Raw genomic sequence first — 22,183 nt, 5'->3', positions numbered from 1 at the left:
GGCATGGTTACAGAGTCTGAATCCCCGTAAGCTTTAATAATCAGATCATTACCGGAACGGATGAATTGAGCATCAGCAAAACGGGCGTCTTTGAACACAACATCATTCCAAGTATTTTTCTCACTTTGATATGCCCCATCATAAATAATGTCCTGACCATGGCCGGCTGCAAATTCATAGCGATCCTTTTCTTGATGACCGCCTTTAAGAATATCATTACCGGGACCGCCAATCAGAATATCATAACCTAAGCCGCCTTCAAGGTAATCATCTCCGTCGCCACCGACAAGGATATCATTACCATCGCCGCCATAAAGCGTATCATTACCTTCATCACCGTATAATTCATCATCACCGGCTTCCCCATACAAGGTATCATTACCTTTACCGCCGCTGATAATATCCTTGGAATCCCAACCATGAATAACATTATCACCATCGTCGCCATTCAGGATGAATGTGATTTCCTTGATGATATCCTGTTCTCCGATGGTTCTGTCTTTGAAAATAAAGTTAAATCCACGGCGAAACCTATCACCAAAATAATTATACATTTTTAGAGAGTCTGAATCTCCGTAAGCTTTAATAATCAGATCATCACCGGAACGGATGAACTGAGCATCAGCAAAACAGGTGTCTTTGAACACAACATCGTTAAATGCATTTTTTTCACTTGGATAAGCTTGATCATAAATAGCATCCTGACCATGACCGGCTTCAAATTCATAGCGATCTTTTTCAAAAAATCCGCCTTTAAGAGTATCATTACCGGGACCGCCAATCAGGATATCATAGCCTAGACCGCCTTCAAGGTAATCATCTCCGTCGTCACCGACAAGGATATCATTACCATTGCCGCCTTCAAGGTAATCATCCCCGTCGCCACCGACAAGGATATCATTACCATCGCCGCCGTAAAGTTTATCATTACCTTCATCACCACTTAAATAATCATCTCCATTTTCTCCGTACAACTCATCATCGCCCTTACCACCAAGAAGATTATCGTTACCATTGCCGCCATAAAGCTTATCGTTACCTGCACCACCACTTAAATAATCATTTCCGTTTCCTCCGTACAGCTCATCGTCGCCCTTACCACCAAAAAGATTATCGATACCATCGCCGCCATACAGCTTATCATTGCCCGGCCCTCCGGCAATTACATCATTTGATTCCCAGCCTCTGAGTACATCATCTCCTGATGTGCCGCCTATAGCAAAAGACATGGCTGCAATATCATCTACACTTAATACTTTATCTTCAAAAACAAAGTTAAATGCACAGTTGTCGGTATGGCTTAGATCGAAAAAATTTTGTATGGTTACAGAATCATCATTTCCATAAGCCTGAATCACTAAATCTTGTTCGGAACGGTCAAAAACAGCATCAGTAGATTTAGCTTTTATAAATACCACATCATTATATTGTTCTTTTTGATTCCTATAACCTTTATCAATGATGGTATCTTGCCCGTGTCCGGCTTCAAACACATAGCGGTCTTTTTCATGATCACCGCCATAAAGTTTGTCATTACCGCTACCGCCGATAAGAACGTCATATCCAGAACCGCCTTTCAGAATATCGTCACCGGCATAACCATTTATGGTATCGTTTTTGTCTGATCCGTTAAGCGTATCATTTTTCTCTGTTCCATTTAATACATTTGTGTTATCTATGAAATATTTCGAATTTAATGTTTTATCATCGAAAATAAAAATAAAGTTATCGGCATAATTATTTTCTGAGCAGAAAAAATCAATGATAGTTAGAGAATCCTGATTATTATATGCCTGGATGATCAGATTGTTATCTAGTTGAAAAAATCTGACATTTGCAGAATTGGCCTGTTCAAATGTAATTTCATATTGTTGATTTTGATTATTTTCACTGGCATTGTGATTAATCATTTCCTGGCCATGGCCTGGTTTATATACATAACGGTTTATTGTTTGGTTATTTTCATTGGAAATATTGCTGTCTGTTTGTATCATTATTGAGTCCTTGTAGAAAATTTTAAAAGTTAAATAATAATTTTTATCTAAATTAATTTATATGAAATATTATCGGAGTGAATATTTAGTTAAATGTATGAGTTTTTATCAGAATTTATTAATTTTAAGAGTTTTTTTGTACTGTTTTAAGAAAGTAACTAAATATAAACAAATGTAATTAAAAATATTCAATATATGAATTTAACGTTAAAAATAAATGTTTTACTATAATAAATATATTGCATTGGCTTTCAGTATCTATCTGTTTAATAAATTTAAATATTATTTCTCCTTGGTTTAATATTAATGTTGAAGTAATAAAAATTATATTTATGTATTTTTTAATTGAGTATTTTGTTATGAAATTGAAGTGAAAAATATCAGGTGTATTAGGGTATGATTCTCCTTGTAAATATAAATTGATCATATTTTCTGAAGTTAATATTTTAAATGTAATTTTTGTACTGTTTAAAAGATAGAAACTGAGTATATGATTGATTTTGATTTAATCAGTTTTTATTTCTTTAAATTTAAAGCAAATTTAAATTCACCGGTTTATACTGGTTTAATTAAGTTATATTTATTTAAAATATAGGATAGTATTATAAAATAATTTTACACTAAGATTTGAATATTATCAATTATTTTTTATTTGATCGGATAATAATTTTAATATAAATATTTTTACTAGCTATTAATACGATATTGCCATAATAAATTGTGTACAAAAAATGCTTAATCAGCTTATTGAGTCTGATTTGATTTTACTAATCACTGATATTTTCTGATTTATTAAATTAAATTTGAAAAAGTTTATTTTTTCTGATGCTTAATAATTAATATCTGTTTATGAAATTACCAGTTTAAAATTGTTTAATCGATCGCTCATTTACAATTTTTTAGACAGTAAAAATTAATATTTAATTTCGATTTATTTTTTAAATTGTAAAGTCAGTACTTCTTCACCGAAATCCCGTACCTTTTGCCAGTCGGTATATTCAATATGGGCATTCAGGCGGGTTTCGCCTTTGTTCAGTTTCATAACCAGACGCATCATGTAGCGGTCGAGCAGGTTATATTTAGCATAGTGCAGCTCTCCGGCAAAAATTCCAATTAACTGAGGGCGCCATGGGCTTTTGGTAAAAAATTTACGTGTGTAGGTATGTGTTTGCGGTGTATTGCGATGAGGTTTGTTAGCCAGTATGCTGACGCTGAAAAAGGCACTTGGGGTGTTGTTGAGGATTTGCTGATGGCGTTCTATCCAGGGTGCCAGCTGAGAAGCGTAGTGTCCGTAGCGGATAGAGGCACCAATGATGATTTTATCATATTCCCCCTGCTGAATAAACGGATCATCTGCTAGATTAATCATATCAACTGTGATTCCGGCAGCAGTCCATTGCGCTTCAAGTGTCTGGGCAATTTTAAGGGTATAGCCAAAACGGCTGCTGTATACAAGCAGATATTTCATGGTGCACAGATTCAGATAAATAAGGTTTATCATATCACGTCTGCAGGTTTTTACTCAGGGTAATTATTTAAAGCTGATTTTGTTTATTCAGGTATAAGATATTGGCTTTTTTACTGCGCGGAGACTGGTACAATGGCGGCTGTTTTTGGAGATATATATGAAAGCCAGTCAGTTTTATATTTCAACGTTAAAAGAGGCTCCGGCCGAAGCGGAGTTGGCCAGCCATAAGCTTATGCTGCGTACCGGGATGATCCGGCGTCTGGCCAGCGGATTGTATACTTGGATGCCGATGGGGTTAAGGGTACTGCGCAAGGTTGAACATATTGTGCGGGAAGAGATGAATCGTGCCGGTTCGATTGAATTGCTGATGCCGGTAGTTCAGCCGGCAGAATTGTGGCAGGAAAGCGGCCGCTGGGCATTTTATGGTAAGGAATTATTGCGTATTACTGATCGTCACGAACGTGAGTTCTGTATGGGGCCGACTTGTGAGGAAGTAATTACGGATATTGTGCGCAGTGAAATTCGCAGCTACAAGCAGCTGCCACTGAATTTTTATCATATTCAGACTAAATTCAGGGATGAGGTACGGCCACGGTTCGGGGTAATGCGTGCCCGTGAGTTTGTTATGAAAGATGCTTATTCATTCCATACTTCATTTGAATCATTGCAACAGACTTATCGGGATATGTTTGATGCCTATTGCCGCGTTTTTGACCGGCTGGGACTGGATTATCGTCCTGTGGCAGCAGATACCGGCAGTATTGGCGGAACGGGTTCGCATGAGTTTCAGGTTCTGGCGGAAAGTGGTGAGGATGTTATTGCCTATAGTGATACATCTGACTATGCAGCTAATGTTGAGCTAGCTGCTACTTTGCCATTATCAGGAGCGCGCCGGAGTGCAGGGCAGGCTTTAAGCAAAGTTCACACGCCGAATGTACGCAGTATTGAAGATTTAGTGGCATTTTTAAATATTCCGGTTGAGCAGACTCTGAAATCGCTGGTTGTTGAGGGTGAAGAAGAGGGAACGGTAGTATTGCTGCTGGTTCGCGGAGATCATCATCTGAATGAAATTAAGGCTGAGAAGCTGGCAGGGGTAAAAGCACCATTAACTATGGCTTCTGTGGCAGCTATTGAAGCAGCTTTTAATGGCGCACATGGTGGCTCGCTTGGTCCTGTGGGCTTTAAGGGTAAGGTATACGCCGATTTTGCTACTGCAAAATCTGCAGACTGGGTAATTGGTGCTAATGAAGACGATCATCATTACACAGGCTTTAATTTTGGCCGTGATGCAGCAGAACCGGAATTTGCTGATTTACGCGAAGTAATCGCCGGTGATCCTAGTCCGTGCGGAACCGGAAGTCTGAAGCTGGCCCGCGGAATTGAGGTTGGCCATGTATTCCAGCTACGGACTAAGTATTCTGAAGCTATGCAGGCTACTGTTCTGGATCAGAACGGTAAAAATGTTGTGCTAGAAATGGGTTGTTATGGTATCGGGATTACGCGTGTGATTGCTGCGGCAATTGAACAGAATAATGATGAACGCGGTATTATCTGGACCGAAGCTATGGCACCGTTTACGGTGGTGATTGTGCCGATGAATTATAAAAAGTCAGCTGATGTAAAAGCTGCCGCAGATAATTTGTATGCGCAATTGCAGCAGGCCGGAATAGATGTGCTGCTGGACGATCGTGATGAACGTTCCGGTGTATTACTGCATGATTCTGAGCTGATTGGTATTCCGCACCGGATTGTGATTGGTGACCGTGGTCTGAAAGCGGGTAAAGTAGAGTATCAGGCGCGAAGGGATACTGAAGCTACTGAGCTGGCCGTTGATGCAGTAGTGCCGCATATTTGTGCTTTATTCAGCCGTAATTAATATTTTACATGTGCACAGACCGGATGTTGTGCGTCTGGTTTTGGCTGATTATTATTAAAAAATAATAATCTGATTTGATAATGTAATTATGGTTGCAGTTTGAAGATTACTAAATAAAAAACCAGATTTTGCAATCTGGTTTTTTTCTATTATTTAAGTAATTCGTCCGGAATCTTGCATACCGGAATCGGGTTGATTTTATGCTGCATGGCACGATGATAACGTTCATAAATAGCAAATACTTCGCGCTCGCGGCCGGTAAAATCGTCTATTTTATGAGTATCGTAGACACTCATAGCCCATTCGAGCTCAGGATAGGTTGCACCAATTTGCTCTTCATCGGTTTTATCGGCATCCCATAATCCATCCGTAGGCGGAGCATCAATAATATTCTGATCTATGTTCAGTTCTTCAGCCAGTGTATATACCTGACTTTTGAGCAGATCGGCAATCGGGCTGAGATCTACACCACCATCGCCGTATTTGGTAAAGAACCCGACGCCGAAATCTTCTACTTTATTACCGGTTCCGACCACAAGCAGACCGCGTTCCTGAGCGTAGTAATATAGTGCAATCATGCGCAGACGGCTGCGTGCATTGGCCAGTGCCAGCTGGGTTTGCTCATCTTTATTGTCACCAATGTCTACTGCCATGGTAAATGAGTCAAAGGTGCGGGTAAGGTCTACCCAGTGCTCTTCTATGTTGTTATAACGGCTTTTCAGCTGACGAATATGCTCCTGTGCCCGTGCTATCTGATTAACTTTCTGATGAATAGGCAGTTCCAGTACCAATGTGGGCAAGCCTGTTCTGGCAGCAAGAGTTGAGACTACGGCAGAATCGATACCGCCGGAAACGCCTACAACAAAACCTTTGCATTTTGCCTGAGTGGCATAATCACGTAACCAGTTAACAATATATTCAATGATGGCTGCTGTTTGCATGGTGTATTCTTTCGCTGATTATTGAGCAGGATTAATATACTTCTTTAAGCCTTGCCTTGCAAAGGGTCTGTTGCGGCTGTTGCTGCCGGCTTATGTATTTAATCTGATTGGGCAGTAAGTGGTATATTAGGTTAGAATAGGTATAGTTTGTTAATGTCTTGTGACGGAAAAAATAGTTATATGCAGGATATGGTACCAGCTGAAATCCGCTTAAGTCAGAACCGGCAGAGATTACGGCTGGTTTACGGAGCAAAAACATATGAGCTTGAGGCTGAGTTTCTGCGGGTATTTTCACCCAGTGCTGAAGTGCGCGGTCACGCGGCGGGGCAGGAAGTATTACAGACAGGTAAGCGTGATGTAACGATTACTGCTTTGTCTCAGGTTGGTAATTATGCTTTGCGTATTGCATTTTCAGACGGACATGATACAGGGTTGTACGACTGGGATTATTTGTATGATCTGGCTGTTCGTCAGGCAGAACTCTGGGCAGGTTATGAAAAGCAGTTACTTCTTGCCGGTGCCAGCCGTGACCCCGACTGATTTGCGGTTATTCGGATGTAGGCAGCCGGATAAGTTTATTTGGGCAATATTTAATTCTGAAAGTGTGGTATGAGCGATCACAAAACTCATTTTGGTTATCAAACTGTTGATGAAGATGAAAAAGCGGGTCGTGTTGCCGGTGTATTCCATTCGGTGGCCAAAAACTATGATGTGATGAATGATGTGATGTCCGGCGGTTTACACCGTATCTGGAAGCACTTTACCATTACCACAGCTCCGGTACGTAAAGGTGATAAGGTATTGGATATTGCCGGTGGTTCAGGTGATTTATCGCGCGGCTGGGCCAGACGGGTAGGACGCAGCGGTGAAGTCTGGCTTACTGATATTAATTCTTCTATGCTGACAGTGGGCAGGGATCGTTTGCTTAATGAAGGGCTGGCATTGCCGGTGGCTCTGTGTGATGCAGAAAAACTGCCTTTCCCAGATAATTATTTTAATCTGGTGTCGGTATCGTTTGGTTTGCGTAATATGACGCATAAAGAAGTGGCACTGGCGGAAATGTATCGCGTTTTACAACCCGGCGGTATTTTGCTGGTACTGGAATTTTCTCATGTATTCAAGCCGCTCAAGCCGGTTTATGATTTATATTCATTTAAGATGCTGCCGCTGATGGGTAAGCTGATTGCCAAAGATGCAGACAGCTATCAGTATTTGGCAGAATCAATCCGTATGCATCCTGATCAGGAAACGTTAAGAAAAATGATGCTGGATGTAGGATTTGATAGTGTGAATTATCATAATTTAACCGCTGGCGTGGTGGCTTTGCATAAAGGGGTTAAGTTTTAGTTTGTCAGTTGACACTGTGTTCAGGCTGCCATATGGTGGCCTGATTTGTTTTATATGTGACTGGATAATGTTATGAGTGAAATTGAACAATTACAGCCGCAGCCGGTATGGCAGTGGTTTGCGCGTTTGTGTGCGGTACCGCGTCCGACATTTCATGAACAGGCTGTGCGGGAAATGCTGGTTAAGGCAGCACAAGAGCATGGTCTGAAAACAGATATTGATGCTAAGGGAAATTTGCGTATTTGCAAACCAGCCACATCAGGTATGGAAAATTGTGTGCCGGTAGCCATTCAGGCGCATATGGATATGGTGGCACAAAAAGGTGCTGATTCGCAGCATGATTTTCAGCGTGATCCGGTGCAGACCAAGATTAAAGATGGCTGGGTTTGGGCTAATGACACGACCCTCGGTGCTGATAATGGTATCGGTTTGGCTATGGGGCTGGCAGTAATATTCAGTGAAGGTATTGCGCATCCTGAATTAACGCTGATTGTTACGGTTGAAGAAGAAATTGGTATGGGCGGAGCAGAAGCGCTAAGTGCCGATTGGTTGCAGATGCCCTATCTGATTAATCTAGATACCGAAGAAGCGGGTGAGATTTTTATTGGCTGTGCCGGTGGCCGCGATGCCAGTATGACCTTACCTCTGAACTGGCAAGCCGGTAAGCTGTCTGCATGTACTGTTCGGGTGTCCGGTTTGCGTGGTGGTCATTCAGGCGTGGATATTGATAAAAATCATGCCAATGCTAATGTATTGCTGGCACGGGTGCTGTCTGGTTTGTATGCACAGATACCTTTTGCTCTGGGTTCATGGCAGGGTGGGGAGCTGCGCAATGTAATCACACGTGAGGCTCAGACTGTGATTGGCCTGGATGCTGATACAGCACGTGCAGCTGTTGCACCAATTGCTGCTGTTATTGCTGCAGAATGGGCAGAAGAAACACAGTTAAATATTGAAGTCTTACCGGCAGAGGATCTGACTCAGGCCGCTACTCTGGAAAGTACTCAAAAAGCGCTTGATTTGCTGCTGGCTGTGCCCAATGGTGTAATGCGCATGAGTGAGCAGTTTAAGGGAATTGTGGAAACTTCTTCTAATATGGGGGAAGTGAAAACCGGAACCGATGGTTTACTGATACATTGTCTGATGCGTTCGCTTCTGGAAACACCTAAAGATGAATTCAGTTTGCGTCTGGCTGCATTAGCGCGAATGGCCGGGGCAAATCTGGAGTTAACAGCAGATTATCCGGGCTGGGCACCGAATGCAGACTCTTCTTTACTGAAACTAACCAGCACTATTTTTGCCCGTCACTATGGTAAACAGCCACCGTTGCAGATTATTCATGCCGGACTGGAATGCGGGATTCTCAGTGGTAAAGCACCTCATCTGGATATGGTGTCATTCGGACCGACAATACGTGCAGCACATTCTCCTAAAGAACGGGTAGAAATTAAAGCTGTGGCTGAATGCTGGTCTGTTTTGCTGGATTTACTCAAATCTATACCGCCGCGGCAGTAATCAGGTTGCCGGTTGGTACTGAAAAGGCATGGCTGTGACATGCCTTTTTGCTATTTTTTTGCTGCTATTCTTCGTAAACAGGGTATAGTAAGCCTTAGCCGGTTTGTACCGGCATAAATAATTTCGGTTCTGACTATTGTTAATCAGAATGAATTACTTTTACAATGGCCCATATATTTTTGTCCGGACAATCTGCCGGATCAGGAAGTGAGTTTTATGGATACTCAACAAAATAGCCGTCGTAATTTTCTGCGTGCCGGTGCTGCTTTTGCAGGTGCCGGTCTGTTGCAGGCTTGTCGCAGCAATCCGAAGCCTGACGTCAAAACAGCATCAACACCTAAAGTACCTGTGCAAACCAATAATAATCTTAATACTATGCGTATTTTTGCCTGTTCCGGATTTGGTGAAAGTGTCAGCCGAAGTGAGCTGGCAGCCCAGCGTCTGGCTATAGCCGGTTTTGCCGTGAGTAATCAGCAGGCGTTTATGCGTCGCTATCAGCGTTTTTCCGGCAGTGATGCTGAGCGTGCTGCAGATTTGCAGGATGTTGCTATCGGCCGGGTACCTGTACCGAAGGTGCTGATGGGGCTGCGTGGCGGATACGGGGCGATGCGTATTCTGCCTCTGGTTAACTGGTCTTCTCTGGGTGCAAGAATGCGTGAGCAGGGTACATTACTGTATGGCTACAGTGATGTTACTGCTGTGCAACTGGCATTGCTGGCTCAGGGGAAAATGTGCAGTTTTGCTGGACCAATGCTGTATAGTGAGTTTGGTAAACCACAGATGAGTTTATTTACCACTCGTTCTTTTATTGAGAACAGCTGTAATCCGAAAATGTCAGTTACAGTTGCCGATATACAGAATTATCAGATACGGGCTGAGGGTATTTTGTGGGGAGGCAATCTGAGTGTGTTGTCTGCGCTCGCCGGCTCTCAATTTATGCCACAGGTGAATGGCGGCATTTTGTTTATTGAAGATGTGGGTGAACAGCCATACCGGATAGAACGCATGCTTCAGACATTGTATCTGAGCGGAGTACTTGCACGACAGCAGGCAATTATTCTGGGTAATTTCCGTATGGGCTCGATTCGTGATGTCTATGACAGTAGTTATACTTTAAATTCTGTGATTCAGACGATGGCAAGGCTGACAAAGGTTCCGGTACTAACTGGATTTCCTTTCGGGCATATTACCGATAAGGTTACCTTTCCCCTGGGCGCCAAAGCAAGTTTGTATTCTACCAATAATGGTGGTTATCAGATCGATTTCAGTGATTATCCGGTTTTGAATCCTTCTGTACTGGCTTTAAATACGCTGCTTCCGCAACCGCCTGCCGTTGAGGGACTACTTAACGGATCTACTGCGCCTGCTAATGATTCTTCATCTGAAACCGAAGATACAATGTAATTATTCTGGCAGTAATTTATCAGCTTGAGTTTTCAGCTGATTTATTCTGGCTGCTCCAGCCATTTGATAATTGCCTGATTGTCAGCCGGAGCCTTGAGCTGACTGAGGGTATAGCGGTTCAGGGAATGATAAAAGGCTTGCTGCGCTTCGCTGAATAGTCGGGGAAGATAGCAAAACTCTGCCATTGAGCATGGGGGTTGCCGGCAGTTGATTAAATGAGGGGTCTCTGATGAGGCCAGCTCCAGTGCCTGAACAATATCACCCAGTTTGAGCTGATAGCTGGAGTCAGCCAGTTTTATACCGCCTTTTCTGCCCTTAAAGGAATCAATCCAGCCGCTCTGCGCCATGAAATATACAATTTTTACCAGATGATTTTTAGATACGCTGAGCTGTGTGGCCAGACTTTCTACGGTAGAAAGTCTGTTCTCAGGCAGGTATTGTAAAGCTAATAATACGCGTAAGCCTAAATCGGTAAAACGGTTTAATTGCATGGCAGACTGTCAGACTAATGGAAGGTTAATTTTGCCTGTTTTCAGCTGCCATGAAAAGATTTCGTTTAAATAATTTTAAAATGGTTATTATGCTGCCAGCTGGCTGAATCCGCCTGTACCAAACAATTCCATGAAAATCTGGTTTTGTGGTATCTGTAAATCACGCAGAGCTTGATATTGTGCATGCATAAATTCTATCGGGCCGCAAATATAATAGTCTGCATCAGCAGGCAGCAGTGAGCTGTCCAGTTCGGATAAATTCAGACGACCAATTTTATCTGCTGCTAATTCTTTACCCGGGTTTTCACAGGCCAGAAAGCTATGTAGGTTAGGCATGCTTTGCTGCAATTCGGTGATATGCTGGTGCATTGCCAGTACATTACTGTTGCGGCAGGCATGAATAAAACTGATATGCTGATGCGGATTTTTTTCTGCAGCAAGGGTATTCAGAATAGCAATCATGGGTGTGATACCAACACCTGCGCTAATCAGAACAGTATTTTTATGCGGATGGTGCAGTATAAAAGTACCTGTCGGGTTGGTTACTTCCAGTTCATCACCGATCTGGTAATGTTCATGCAGTGTTGTAGACACATAACCTTCAGCATGCTGTTTGTCACCAATTTCTTTTTTGACGCTGATGCGGAAATAGTTCGGATGATTGCTGTCGGAAAGTGAGTACTGACGCGGTTGCCGGATGCCTAACTGAGGTACCATAACCCGAACGGAAATATACTGACCGGGCTTATACTCCGGCAGCGGACTGTTGTCTGCCGGTTGCAGATAAAAAGAGGTAATCTCGCTGCTTTCAATCTGCTTATCAACTACTTTAAATTTTTTCCAGCCATTCCAGCCGCCTTCAGTTTGATCTTGTTTCTTATATAGATTTGCTTCTGTGGTAATAAGAATGTCGGCCAGTTGCTGATAAGCGGCAGTCCATGCTTCTATCAGTTCGCTTTCCATGGGGACGTTCAATACCTCACTGATGGAGTGCAGCAGATTGGTACCAACAATTGGATACTGATCCGGCTGAATATCCAGACTGACATGCCGGTGAGCGATCTGACTAACTGCATCGCCGAGGTTCTGTAATTTGGTAATGTTTTGAGCATAAGCCAATACTGCACTGGCCAGTGCATGTGGTTGCGCATCATTGCGCTGGTTGCCAAGGTTAAATATTTCTTTCAGGTCGGGGTTATTAGTGAGCATCCTGTTGTAAAAGTAGCGGGTTAGTTCAACACCGTGTTCCTTTAGAGTTGGAATAGTAGACTGAACCAGTTCGATTTGTCTGGTAGTAAGTTGCATGATTGTTCTCCCGAAAATTTTGTATAATTTAATATGTATATAAAATACATATTTTATATTAGGCTGCTTAATAACAGCTGTCAATAAATACTGAATCAATTAAATGAATAATTTTTCTATTTCAATCTGTTCGGTATTGCTATCAAGGGATGAAATGCGGAAAGTGGCGCATAGATTGGCTAATATGAGTTAAACTGTCTGTTATTTTGGTTGTGGTATTTCTGGTCATTCCGGTTGTTATCCAGAATAGGGTGACAGGCTGTTGTGACTGATGAAATAAGCAGGATATCTGAGGAATGCTAAATTTATGATGATCCATCCGAATTTTGATCCAGTACTGATACATCTGGGTCCTTTGGCCATTCGCTGGTACGCATTAAGTTATATTGTTGGTTTTTGTTTGTTTATCTGGCTGGGACGCAGACGGATTAAAAGCGGGCAGACCATATTTACCAATGAATTGCTGGAAGATTTATTGACCTGGGGTGTATTCGGCGTGATACTGGGCGGGCGTCTGGGCTATGTGTTGTTTTATCAGTCTGCGTACTATTTCAGTCATCCGCTGAATATTCTGAAAATCTGGCAGGGTGGTATGTCGTTTCATGGTGGCTTTATCGGAGTGCTGGTCGCTATGTGGCTGTTTGCCTGCAAACACAAGGTTAAATTCTGGGCAGTAGCCGATTTTGTGGCGCCGCTGATACCGCTCGGACTGGCATGCGGCCGTATTGGTAATTTTATTAACGGCGAGCTGTGGGGACGTGTTACCAGTGCTGATGCATTCTGGGCAATGGGTTTTCCGCACGCTCATGATGATGATGTGGCGCTGGTGAAGCAGGATCCGCAACAATGGCTGCCGGTATGGGATAAATTTCAGATGCTGCCGCGCCATCCTTCACAGCTGTATGAATTTATGCTTGAAGGAATTGTGCTGTTTGTGATTATGTGGCTGTTTACCAAAAAACCTCGTCCGCTGGGGCAGGCATCTATGCTGTTTTTACTAGGCTACGGTGTATTCAGGTTTATTGTTGAGTTTGCGCGTGAACCTGATGACTATCTGGGTTTGCTGGCGATGCATATGTCTATGGGGCAATGGCTCAGTCTGCCGATGATTGTGATTGGCGCAGTCGGATTCGCTTATACTTGTAAAAAAGCAGCTTAAACTAAATTTATAAAGCTGTTAAAGCCGCAATAAAATATATTTATTGCGGCTTTAATTATTGGCAGACCGAGAAAGGTAATTAATCTTTACAGGCTGTCTTTGTGTGCCAGAATCCGCCGGCTGCCACCCAGCTCAGCAGGTGAAACGATACCTGCGGCTTCGAGTGCTTCCATCAGATTTGCTGCACGGTTGTAACCAATGCGCAGATGGCGTTGTAAAGATGAAATAGATGTTTTACGGGTTTCCAGTACAAAGGCTACCGCCTGATCGAATAATTCGTCACTGTTGGCGTTCGGATTAACCTGATTAACATTGGTCTGAGCAGCCTCTCCTGATAATAAGCCTTCTACGTATTGGGCAGGAGCCTGCTGTTTAATGAAGTTAACGATGGCATGAACTTCATCATCGGAGACAAATGCACCATGCAGACGGGTAGGTTCTGCCTGACCGGGCGGTAAAAACAACATATCACCTTTACCCAGGAGGTTTTCAGCACCCATCTGATCCAGAATGGTACGGCTGTCAATTTTACTGGATACCTGAAATGAAAGTCGGGTGGGAATATTGGCTTTAATCAGTCCGGTAATCACATCAACACTCGGGCGCTGTGTTGCCAGTATCAGGTGGATACCGGCAGCACGGGCTTTTTGTGCCAGCCGGGCAATCTGCTGTTCTACTTTTTTGCCTTCTACCATCATCAGGTCAGCCAGCTCATCAATAACAACAACGATATAAGGCAGTTTATCCAATGGTTCCGGATCGTCCGGATTGGTACTGAATGGGTTAACCAGTGGCGTTGATGCTGCTTTGGCAGCTGCTACTTTGTCATTAAAGCCGGTAATGTTGCGTACTCCGACATGCGCTAACAGCCGGTAACGTTTTTCCATTTCGGTAACACACCAGTTGAGTGCCTGAGCTGCTTCTTTCATATCGGTAACTACCGGAGCAAGCAGATGCGGAATGCCGTCGTATACGCTTAATTCCAGCATTTTCGGGTCTACCATGATAAAGCGCACTTCGTCTGGCTGTGCTTTGTATAAAATCGACAGAATCATGCAGTTAACACCGACAGATTTACCAGAGCCGGTAGTACCGGCAACCAGTAAATGCGGCATTTTCGCCAGGCTGGCAATCACGGGTGCACCGGCAATATCTTTCCCCATAGCCATGGTTAATTTATCAGCGGCTTCATGAAAGATTTTTGCGCCCAGTATTTCTGACAGCAGAACGTTTTGGCGTTCTTCATTAGGCAGCTCAATGCCCATTGTGGTTTTACCGGCGATGGTTTCTACAACACGTACGCTTTGTACTGAAAGGGAACGGGCCAGATCTTTATTAAGATTGACTATCTGGCTGCCTTTTACTCCCTGTGCCGGCTCGATTTCATAGCGGGTAATAACCGGGCCTGTAGTGGCACTGGTCACTTCTACTTCAACGCCGAATTCTTTCAATCGGGATTCGATGTGTGCAGCCGTTTGCTGCAAAAGCTCGCTGTTAACCACAGCAGGCTGACCGGAGGGTTTGCTGAGTAATTCTGTATCTGGTAAGTGAATCAGACCATTATCACTTTTTACTATAGATTCAGATACCGGTGCCGGTTTTGTTAAATCCTGTGCAATGGGTACTTCTGTACGTACAGCCACGGTTTTACGGTTGCTGGTGGTAAGCTCGGGTGGTTCGATATTTTTTGCTGTGATATTTTTGGCCTGTTTGACTACACGCCGGACGGTTTTGTTGTTTGGAAATTCGGTAATTAACCGCTGCGGTCGGCGCAGTAATTTGCACCAGAACCATTCAAACTGTGCACCAAGTTTTTCGATTACGGTTAACCACGATACCTGCAATAACATTGACAGTCCGATCAGCATCATAAATATACTGATAATCAGACCACCGGTCATACCGAAGAATTGATGTAATAGTTTTCCGAAACTCTGCCCGGTTAAACCTCCGGCACCAATAGGCAGAGCATTCTCAAGCATACTGGTAAATACCAGATTTTCCAGGGCAGGGCTGAAAACCAGAAGTACAGTTAAACCACTCAGAGCCAGCCAGCTGCTGTAGGGTTTACTGTCAACACTGGTGTTAAGAGAGCGTGCATTGAGCGGACGAAAGCTTTTATACAGGGCGATAATGGCAGCAATAATTAACCACCAGACAGATAAACCGAAAATATAGTAGCCGATATCAGACAGCCATGCTCCGGTAAGACCAGCCAGATTATGAGTTTTATTAATTTGTGCAATACCGCGTGACCATGCCGGATCAGCCATATCAAAGCTGGCTAATGACAGTATGACAAACAGGGTAATCATCAGTGCCAGCAGCCAGAAAATATCATTAATGAGATTCATTAACCATGGCTGTCTGGGTTTGCTGATTTCCTGTGGTTTGAGTTTTTTCGGTAACTGCTTGCTCGGAGCAGTTTTTTTTCGTGTTGTGGCCATAAATGTTGCAGCTTAATTTGGTATTTTTATCAGAAATTAACTGGTTATTATACGTTCTGTCAGGCTCTGTATCTGATATTAGTAACAGGATTTAACGGTTTTTTGCGGAGTATCAAACCCAGTAACCGCAGCCGGGTATACGTGCACCATGAGCACCCGTAGCATGATGAGTGGCTACAGGCTGACGCTGATACCAGCATGCAGCCAGCCAGGCAAAGGCAGAAGCCTCAACCAGTTGTGCCGGAAGTTGTAAAGTATCGGTGCTGTATAGAGATATCCGATGTAATTCAAGCTGCTGTGCCAGTGTTTGCATCAGAAGCAGATTTTGCGCCCCGCCGCCACATGCATATACGCAGCCGGCATCAGGTGCGGCATTTATAATGGCATTTACTGCACTGTGTGCGGTTAGTTCAAGCAGAGTGCGTAATACATCTGCGGGATTTTCCTGTCCGTTAAGATACTGGCTGAGCCAATCGAAACTGAATAAATCACGGCCGGTGCTTTTGGGATAAGGCTGGCTGAAATAGGCATGGCTGAGCATGGCTTGCAGCAATGGCTCAATTGTCCGGCCTTGTGCGGCAAGTGTGCCGTTAAAATCAAATTCCTGCTGCCAGTTTTGCTGTACCCATGCATCCATCAGCATATTGGCCGGACCGGTATCGAAGCCGAATGCCGGCTGGTGTGGTTGCAGAACGCTGATATTGGCAATGCCGCCCAGATTCAGAACCACACGGCATTGCTTTTCATCAGCAAAAACTGCCTGATGGAAGGCCGGTACCAATGGCGCACCCTGACCACCGGCTGCTAAATCGCGGCTGCGAAAATCACCTACTGTGGTAATACCAGTAAGTTCGGCCAGCAGAGCCCAGTCCATTAGCTGAATACTGTAATGCTGTTCCGGTACATGACGTATGGTCTGACCGTGACAGCCTAGTGCTGTCACGGCTCGTGCTTCGGTTTGTGCTGTACTGAGCACTGTACTGACAGCCTGTGCATTCAGGCGTGCCAGCTGCTGTGCCAGTACGGCTGCCTGTGCCAGTTCGTTCTGCTGTGGTATTTGTAATGATAATAGCTGCTGCCTGAGTGTTTCCGGGTAGGCGACGAATGCATGTGCACAGACACCTAGCCATTGAGTACCGGAAAGTTTGGCCAGTACGGCATCAATACCATCCATGCTGGTGCCTGACATCAGGCCGATATAGTATTGAAAAGAAGGTGTGCTGTTCATCAGGCGAAAGTAGCCATTACCGGTGCATGATCACTGGGGCGTTCCCAGCCGCGGGCTTCGCTGTCTATCTGTACTTCACGCAAAGCCGGCAATAACGCATTGCTGATCAGTATATGATCTATGCGTAAACCAAGTTTACGTTTAAACATATTCATACGGTAATCCCACCATGTATAGTTTGTGCTGTCCGGATAAAGATAATACAGACTGTCTGTTAATCCCAGATTCAGCAACTGCTGAAACCAGCTGCGCTCCTGTGCTGAACACAATACTTTGTCCTGCCATTTTACCGGGTCATAAACATCTGTATCGTGTGGTGCGATATTAAAATCGCCCAGCAATATGGTTTTGGGATGTTGTGCCAGCTCAGTGTTGATATAGTTATTCAGTGCCGCAAACCAACACTCTTTATAGGCAAATTTTTCGCTGCCTACAGCCTCACCATTGACGCAATAAGCACAGATAATTCTGACATCATTAACCGTTGCCGCAATAATACGTTTTTGCGGTTCATTCAATTCGGGGATATCAACTGTTACGTCCTCAAGAGGCTGTCTGCTGAGTATGGCAACGCCATTATAGGTTTTCTGTCCGTTCCATGCTGCATGATAGCCAATTTGGGTAAAATCAGTTTCCGGGAATTTATCCTGCTCAAGTTTCAGTTCCTGCAAAGCCAGTATATCCGGCTGGTTTTCTTCGAGCCAGCGCAGCGTATGCGGCAGACGCACATTGAGAGAGTTGACATTCCAGGTGGCAATTTTCATGATGGATTCTGTTTCAGCAAAACGGGTATTGTATGCGTAAAATTTGGTGAGTTCCAGAGCAGATACCGCTATCAGTTAATCCAGCTGGGCAATGGTAACATTCAGATTACGAAAGCCGGATAACTGCTTATCCCAGTGATGCTGTTTCTTTTTGAAGTCAGCCAGTTCACGTGCATTCAGTGTGCGGGTCGGCAGGGCAACGCTGGTCGGATTTACCGGCTGTCCGTTAATCCGGACTTCGTAATGCAGATGCGGACCGGTAGAAACACCAGTACTGCCTACGTATCCGATAATATCACCAGCCTGTACACGCTGACCAACACTTAGATTAGCAAAAGCACTCATGTGTCCGTACAGGGTTTGCATGCTGTCGTTGTGTCGCAGCACAACTGCATTGCCATAGCCCCCTTTGACACCAAAGCTTTCAACAGTACCATCCGATGGGGCATGTATGGGTGTTCCGCTGGCAACAGCATAATCGATACCGCTGTGCATGCGCAGAGTTTGCAGTATCGGATGAAAACGTGTACCAAAGGGGGAAGAAATCCGTGCACCATCGACTGGAACACTGGAAAACCCTTTGCGCAAAGGTTTACCGTTTATATCATAGTACTGGCCGTTACCATCATTACCGGTATCGTAATAATAGGCATGATAAATATTGCCATTGTGGCTGAATTCTGCTGCGCGTATATCACCTGTTGCCAGTTCCTGACCGCGATAATACAGGCTGTCGTAAATCAGGCGGATAGTATCGCCACTTTGCAGCGAGTTAATATCAATTTTGTCTTTGAAAATTTCACGCAGTGATTCTCTGATTTCTACCGGAATACCTGCTTGTGCCAGTGCTCCTCGTGCAGAGGTTTTAACGACAACGGCTTTAAATGTCGGCAGAGTTTCAGTATCCACTGCGCTGATATCGGCATTCCAGTTATTACCGGTTTTTTTCAGTGCCACCAGATTTTTTTCGCCATTATCATCATCATTAAAAAACTGGATATCGGTAAGGAGGCCATTGTTATCGGTGCGGATACTGAAAACCTGATTGACCTGTAAATGCTGTACCTTATTTTTGATGATGTTAAGACTGGTAATGCGCTGAATTTCATCTGCACTGATACCAAAGCGGCTTAGTACCATGTTAATCGTATCGCCGGGCTGGACGATTTCGTCCCGCCAGAAATTCTGTACAGGTGCCTGGGTTTTAATGTTAACCGGTGCCAGTTTAAGTGTTATATGCTTTGGCTGATAACGATCTGAATTGTGTTTACGGCCGGATATGAGTACAACCAGTATAATCAGAAGCAATACGATTGCCACGGCAATACCACACCAGAGTTTTGGTTTGGCGGCTATTTTCTGTTTTAACTGCTTTAACAAGGCTGATGATTGAGTTAACAGGGACATGGTTGTGTATCGGGCAATCCATCCTAAAACAGGTAAATGTAAAACTATTTATCTGAAATTACCAGTGTCAGAATAATTTTTATGATTGATTTTGTGTTTGCTGTTGTAGTTGTCTTGCCCATCGGGACAGACTGATATTCAGTTGCTGTAAACATGGCTGTAGCAAGATGTTTACGGAAGTAGCTACGGCTGAATTGTGATTAGGCTGATAAATAAATAGTTGATACAAATCTGACAGCATGATTTTATCCGGATCTTTTTGCAATATCCAGCCGTCACTACAGTAAGCAATATAATGCCGCTTTTCGAGTTTAGAAAGTATCTGGTCTAAATGTTTATCACTGATTCCGAGCTTTTGCTGCAACAGACAGGATTTGACAACCTGTCCTTGTTGCTGAGCTGTTACCAGCTGATACAACAGATCAAGTGCATTTTCAAATGGCTGATACTGACGCAGATGGCGAAATCTGTCCTGATGCCAGTAGGGCAAAGAAGAGGTAAGTACAGCACCGGCAAGTAACAGTAACCATAATAAATTCAGCCAGATTAAAAATACCGGTATTGCTGCAAATGCACCATATACTTTCTGATAATTGCCGAAATAGGTAACAAAAATGGCAAAACCGCGCCGCAATAAATCCAGCCCCACTGCTGTGATGAAAGCACCCAGCAAAGCATGCTGCCATCGAACAAAACAAAATGGTACCAGTTTATATAATAAAAACAATAAAATGGTGAATAGCGCCAGATTAGTGATAATTTTAAAAAATATGCTGTAAAACGGTATCTGATTAGCCATATTGGCCGGATTAGATAATAAACCGATAAAAGACAGACTCATTCCCAGTACGACCGGTCCCAGGGTTAGTAGTGCCCAGTAAATCAGAATACGAATCCATAGTGGTCGTTGATCGCGTGCTTGCCAGATTTGATTAAATGCATGCTCGATTGTTTGAATCAGCATCAGTGAGGTAATAATCATAAAACTGATACCGACAGCGGTTAATCCACTGGCTTTATCTCGAAAATCATACAAATAGTCACCGACAGAATCGGCACCGGCTGCCGGAACAATAATGTGAGTCAGAAACTGATTAAAGCGTGTGGCCATATCTGCAAACATGGGAAACGCGTTAATGACAATAACAGTAATAGTAAAAAAAGGTACCAGTGCCAGCAGCGTAGTAAATGTCAGGCTGGCGGCAATAAGCGGCAGCTTGCAGCGCTGATAGTTATGCGCAACAAACAATAAAAACTGTGGCAGGCGCTGCTGTAAATATTTGCTTTTAAATAATTGTATATTCATGGTGACTCCTCACATGGCTGATTGTAACCAAAAAGAGCAGGCGGCGCAGACTTTCCGTGCAGGCTGGTCAATTTATGACACTTACGGCACAATAATAGCCTTCAGACAATCTTTAAGGAGCAGTATATGGCTGATTTACCTATTCTGGTGGTGTATTACAGCCTGTCAGGCAGTACCCGTAATCTGGCACTGGCACTGGCTCGTGGTGCAGACAGTGTAGAAGGGTGTGAAGCTTTGTTACGCACTATACCGAAAGTGTCGGCTGTATGTGAAGCAACAGCAGCGGAGATTCCGGATGAAGGAGCGCCTTATGTTACTCTGGATGAAGTTCAGAACTGTGCAGCACTTGCTCTGGGCAGCCCGACGAGGTTTGGAAATTGTGCTGCACCGGTTAAATATTTTCTCGACAGTACCAGCAGCTTGTGGCTGGCGGGTAGTCTGATTGGCAAACCAGCCTGTGTATTTACCAGTACCACCAGTTTGCATGGTGGTCAGGAAAGTACGCTTTTAAGTATGATGACTCCGCTTTTGCATCACGGGATGCTGTTGTGCGGTATTCCGTTCAGTGAACCACAGCTTAATGGTACCCATAGTGGCGGAACACCTTACGGTGCCAGCCATGTGGCCGGTCATAATAATAATACTCAACTAAGTGCTGAAGAAGAGGCACTGGCTTTTGCGCAGGGTAAACGGCTGGCTGAACTGGTGCTGCGTCTGAAAAGCTAAAATTAATATCAGGAATAATCATGAGTTACCACACCAATCTAAAGAGTGAAGCTACTTTACCGACTATTTACCGTCATCGCTCTATCCGTAAATTTACTGAAGAAGCTTTAACGGATGAGCAGCGTGAAGCGATCTGGGAGGCCGGTCGTGCTGCTTCTTCATCCAGTTTTATGCAGAGTACCCAGATTATTCGCGTTACAGATACGGAAAAACGTGCGGCTTTATGTGAAGTTGCAGCCAATCAGAAATACGTACGTACTGCTGCAGAATTCTGGGTATTTTGTATTGATTACACAAAACACAAGCAGGCTTTTCCTGAAGCCCAGCTGGACTGGACTGAAGGATTAATTCTCGGTGCTGTGGATGCCGGTATCATGGCACAAAACTGTCTTCTGGCAGCTGAATCAATGGGCTTGGGTGGTGTGTATATTGGTTCTCTGCGTAATGATGTCGCCCGTGCGGCAGAAATACTGGCGTTGCCGCCATTAACTTTTCCGCTGTTTGGCATGTGTATCGGGCATCCAGCTCAGGATCCGATGTATCGTCCCCGTCTGCCTTTGGAAACACTGGTGAGTGAAAACCGTTATAAGGCACTTGATGCAGCCAAACTGGCTGCTTATGATGAACAGCTTACTGCTTATTATAAAGAGCGCAGTGGTCTGGATCTGAACTGGAGTAAAGCTGTGACTAACAATTTTTCTCAGCCTTTACGTCCGCAGATTCTGCCATTTTTGCATCAACAGGGGCTGGCGAAACGCTAAGCAGACTGCATAAAAATAACCGGTTTTGTAGGATAATTACCCGC

Annotated in this window: 18 protein-coding genes; 8 read left to right on the top strand and 10 right to left on the bottom strand. The window is 43.9% G+C overall.

What is annotated here, in order from left to right; translation table 11 throughout:
- Both GY065_RS07335 and hemG read right to left on the bottom strand, forming a co-directional pair.
- The coding region (locus tag GY065_RS07335; RefSeq protein ID WP_371731949.1) for a calcium-binding protein at window positions 1-1,994 on the bottom strand (1,994 nt) is incomplete at its 3' end.
- A gap of 931 nt (window positions 1,995-2,925) precedes the next feature.
- The gene (gene hemG, locus GY065_RS07330; protein WP_174833635.1) at window positions 2,926-3,495 is read right to left on the bottom strand and encodes a menaquinone-dependent protoporphyrinogen IX dehydrogenase; all 570 of its coding nucleotides are present in this window, start codon (window positions 3,493-3,495) and stop codon (window positions 2,926-2,928) included.
- 124 nt (window positions 3,496-3,619) lie between these two features.
- On the opposite strand from hemG, the gene GY065_RS07325 reads away from it, so the two are divergent.
- Complete coding sequence (locus tag GY065_RS07325; RefSeq protein ID WP_174833634.1) at window positions 3,620-5,338, top strand: proline--tRNA ligase; 1,719 nt, start codon at window positions 3,620-3,622, stop codon at window positions 5,336-5,338.
- 149 nt (window positions 5,339-5,487) lie between these two features.
- On the opposite strand, the gene nadE is transcribed toward GY065_RS07325, so the two are convergent.
- Window positions 5,488-6,279 carry an NAD(+) synthase gene (nadE, locus tag GY065_RS07320; RefSeq protein WP_025330923.1) on the bottom strand — a complete coding sequence of 264 codons (792 nt, stop codon included), beginning with the start codon at window positions 6,277-6,279 and terminating at the stop codon, window positions 5,488-5,490.
- A gap of 153 nt (window positions 6,280-6,432) precedes the next feature.
- Here nadE and GY065_RS07315 point away from each other — a divergent pair, with 153 nt between their 5' ends.
- From GY065_RS07315 to GY065_RS07300, 4 genes are all read left to right on the top strand, one after another.
- On the top strand, window positions 6,433-6,819 hold the full coding sequence (locus GY065_RS07315) for a gamma-butyrobetaine hydroxylase-like domain-containing protein (RefSeq protein WP_232346179.1): 387 nt from the start codon (window positions 6,433-6,435) through the stop codon (window positions 6,817-6,819).
- Between the two features lie 69 nt (window positions 6,820-6,888).
- The gene (gene ubiE, locus GY065_RS07310) at window positions 6,889-7,626 is read left to right on the top strand and encodes a bifunctional demethylmenaquinone methyltransferase/2-methoxy-6-polyprenyl-1,4-benzoquinol methylase UbiE (RefSeq protein ID WP_174833633.1); all 738 of its coding nucleotides are present in this window, start codon (window positions 6,889-6,891) and stop codon (window positions 7,624-7,626) included.
- Between the two features lie 72 nt (window positions 7,627-7,698).
- On the top strand, window positions 7,699-9,141 hold the full coding sequence (locus GY065_RS07305) for an aminoacyl-histidine dipeptidase (RefSeq protein WP_174833632.1): 1,443 nt from the start codon (window positions 7,699-7,701) through the stop codon (window positions 9,139-9,141).
- 216 nt (window positions 9,142-9,357) lie between these two features.
- Window positions 9,358-10,545 (top strand): LD-carboxypeptidase, encoded by a 1,188-nt coding sequence (locus tag GY065_RS07300; protein WP_100125374.1) that lies wholly within the window; start codon window positions 9,358-9,360, stop codon window positions 10,543-10,545.
- A gap of 41 nt (window positions 10,546-10,586) precedes the next feature.
- Here GY065_RS07300 and GY065_RS07295 read toward each other — a convergent pair whose 3' ends face one another.
- Window positions 10,587-11,036: an Rrf2 family transcriptional regulator gene (locus GY065_RS07295; protein WP_174833631.1), complete on the bottom strand. Its 450-nt coding sequence runs from the start codon at window positions 11,034-11,036 to the stop codon at window positions 10,587-10,589.
- A gap of 87 nt (window positions 11,037-11,123) precedes the next feature.
- On the bottom strand, window positions 11,124-12,341 hold the full coding sequence (gene hmpA, locus GY065_RS07290; RefSeq protein ID WP_174833630.1) for an NO-inducible flavohemoprotein: 1,218 nt from the start codon (window positions 12,339-12,341) through the stop codon (window positions 11,124-11,126).
- 307 nt (window positions 12,342-12,648) lie between these two features.
- On the opposite strand from hmpA, the gene lgt reads away from it, so the two are divergent.
- A complete protein-coding gene (gene lgt, locus GY065_RS07285; protein ID WP_174833629.1) occupies window positions 12,649-13,500 on the top strand; it encodes a prolipoprotein diacylglyceryl transferase in 852 nt (283 codons plus the stop codon).
- An 86-nt stretch (window positions 13,501-13,586) separates the two neighbouring features.
- Here lgt and GY065_RS07280 read toward each other — a convergent pair whose 3' ends face one another.
- The 5 genes from GY065_RS07280 to GY065_RS07260 form a co-directional block, all read right to left on the bottom strand.
- Window positions 13,587-15,947, bottom strand: a complete 2,361-nt coding sequence (locus GY065_RS07280) for a DNA translocase FtsK (protein ID WP_174833628.1) — start codon at window positions 15,945-15,947, stop codon at window positions 13,587-13,589.
- A gap of 112 nt (window positions 15,948-16,059) precedes the next feature.
- Window positions 16,060-17,175 (bottom strand): anhydro-N-acetylmuramic acid kinase, encoded by a 1,116-nt coding sequence (locus GY065_RS07275; protein ID WP_110414301.1) that lies wholly within the window; start codon window positions 17,173-17,175, stop codon window positions 16,060-16,062.
- Window positions 17,175-17,939, bottom strand: coding sequence for an exodeoxyribonuclease III (gene xth / locus GY065_RS07270; RefSeq protein ID WP_084587094.1), 765 nt, complete (start codon window positions 17,937-17,939; stop codon window positions 17,175-17,177). The genes GY065_RS07275 and xth overlap by 1 nt, the downstream gene beginning before the upstream one ends.
- A gap of 75 nt (window positions 17,940-18,014) precedes the next feature.
- On the bottom strand, window positions 18,015-19,346 hold the full coding sequence (locus GY065_RS07265) for a LysM peptidoglycan-binding domain-containing M23 family metallopeptidase (RefSeq protein WP_174833627.1): 1,332 nt from the start codon (window positions 19,344-19,346) through the stop codon (window positions 18,015-18,017).
- A 79-nt stretch (window positions 19,347-19,425) separates the two neighbouring features.
- Window positions 19,426-20,652 carry a YihY family inner membrane protein gene (locus GY065_RS07260; RefSeq protein WP_174833626.1) on the bottom strand — a complete coding sequence of 409 codons (1,227 nt, stop codon included), beginning with the start codon at window positions 20,650-20,652 and terminating at the stop codon, window positions 19,426-19,428.
- A gap of 126 nt (window positions 20,653-20,778) precedes the next feature.
- Here GY065_RS07260 and wrbA point away from each other — a divergent pair, with 126 nt between their 5' ends.
- Window positions 20,779-21,378 (top strand): NAD(P)H:quinone oxidoreductase, encoded by a 600-nt coding sequence (gene wrbA, locus GY065_RS07255; RefSeq protein ID WP_174833625.1) that lies wholly within the window; start codon window positions 20,779-20,781, stop codon window positions 21,376-21,378.
- 20 nt (window positions 21,379-21,398) lie between these two features.
- Window positions 21,399-22,139, top strand: a complete 741-nt coding sequence (gene nfsA / locus GY065_RS07250) for an oxygen-insensitive NADPH nitroreductase (protein ID WP_174833624.1) — start codon at window positions 21,399-21,401, stop codon at window positions 22,137-22,139.
- Window positions 22,140-22,183: the final 44 nt, after the last annotated feature.

This window comes from Snodgrassella sp. ESL0323, from assembly GCF_013346865.1.
Lineage (GTDB): Bacteria > Pseudomonadota > Gammaproteobacteria > Burkholderiales > Neisseriaceae > Snodgrassella > Snodgrassella alvi.
The sequence above is the reverse complement of the archived record's forward strand: the minus strand, read 5'-3'. Positions and strand labels throughout refer to the sequence as shown.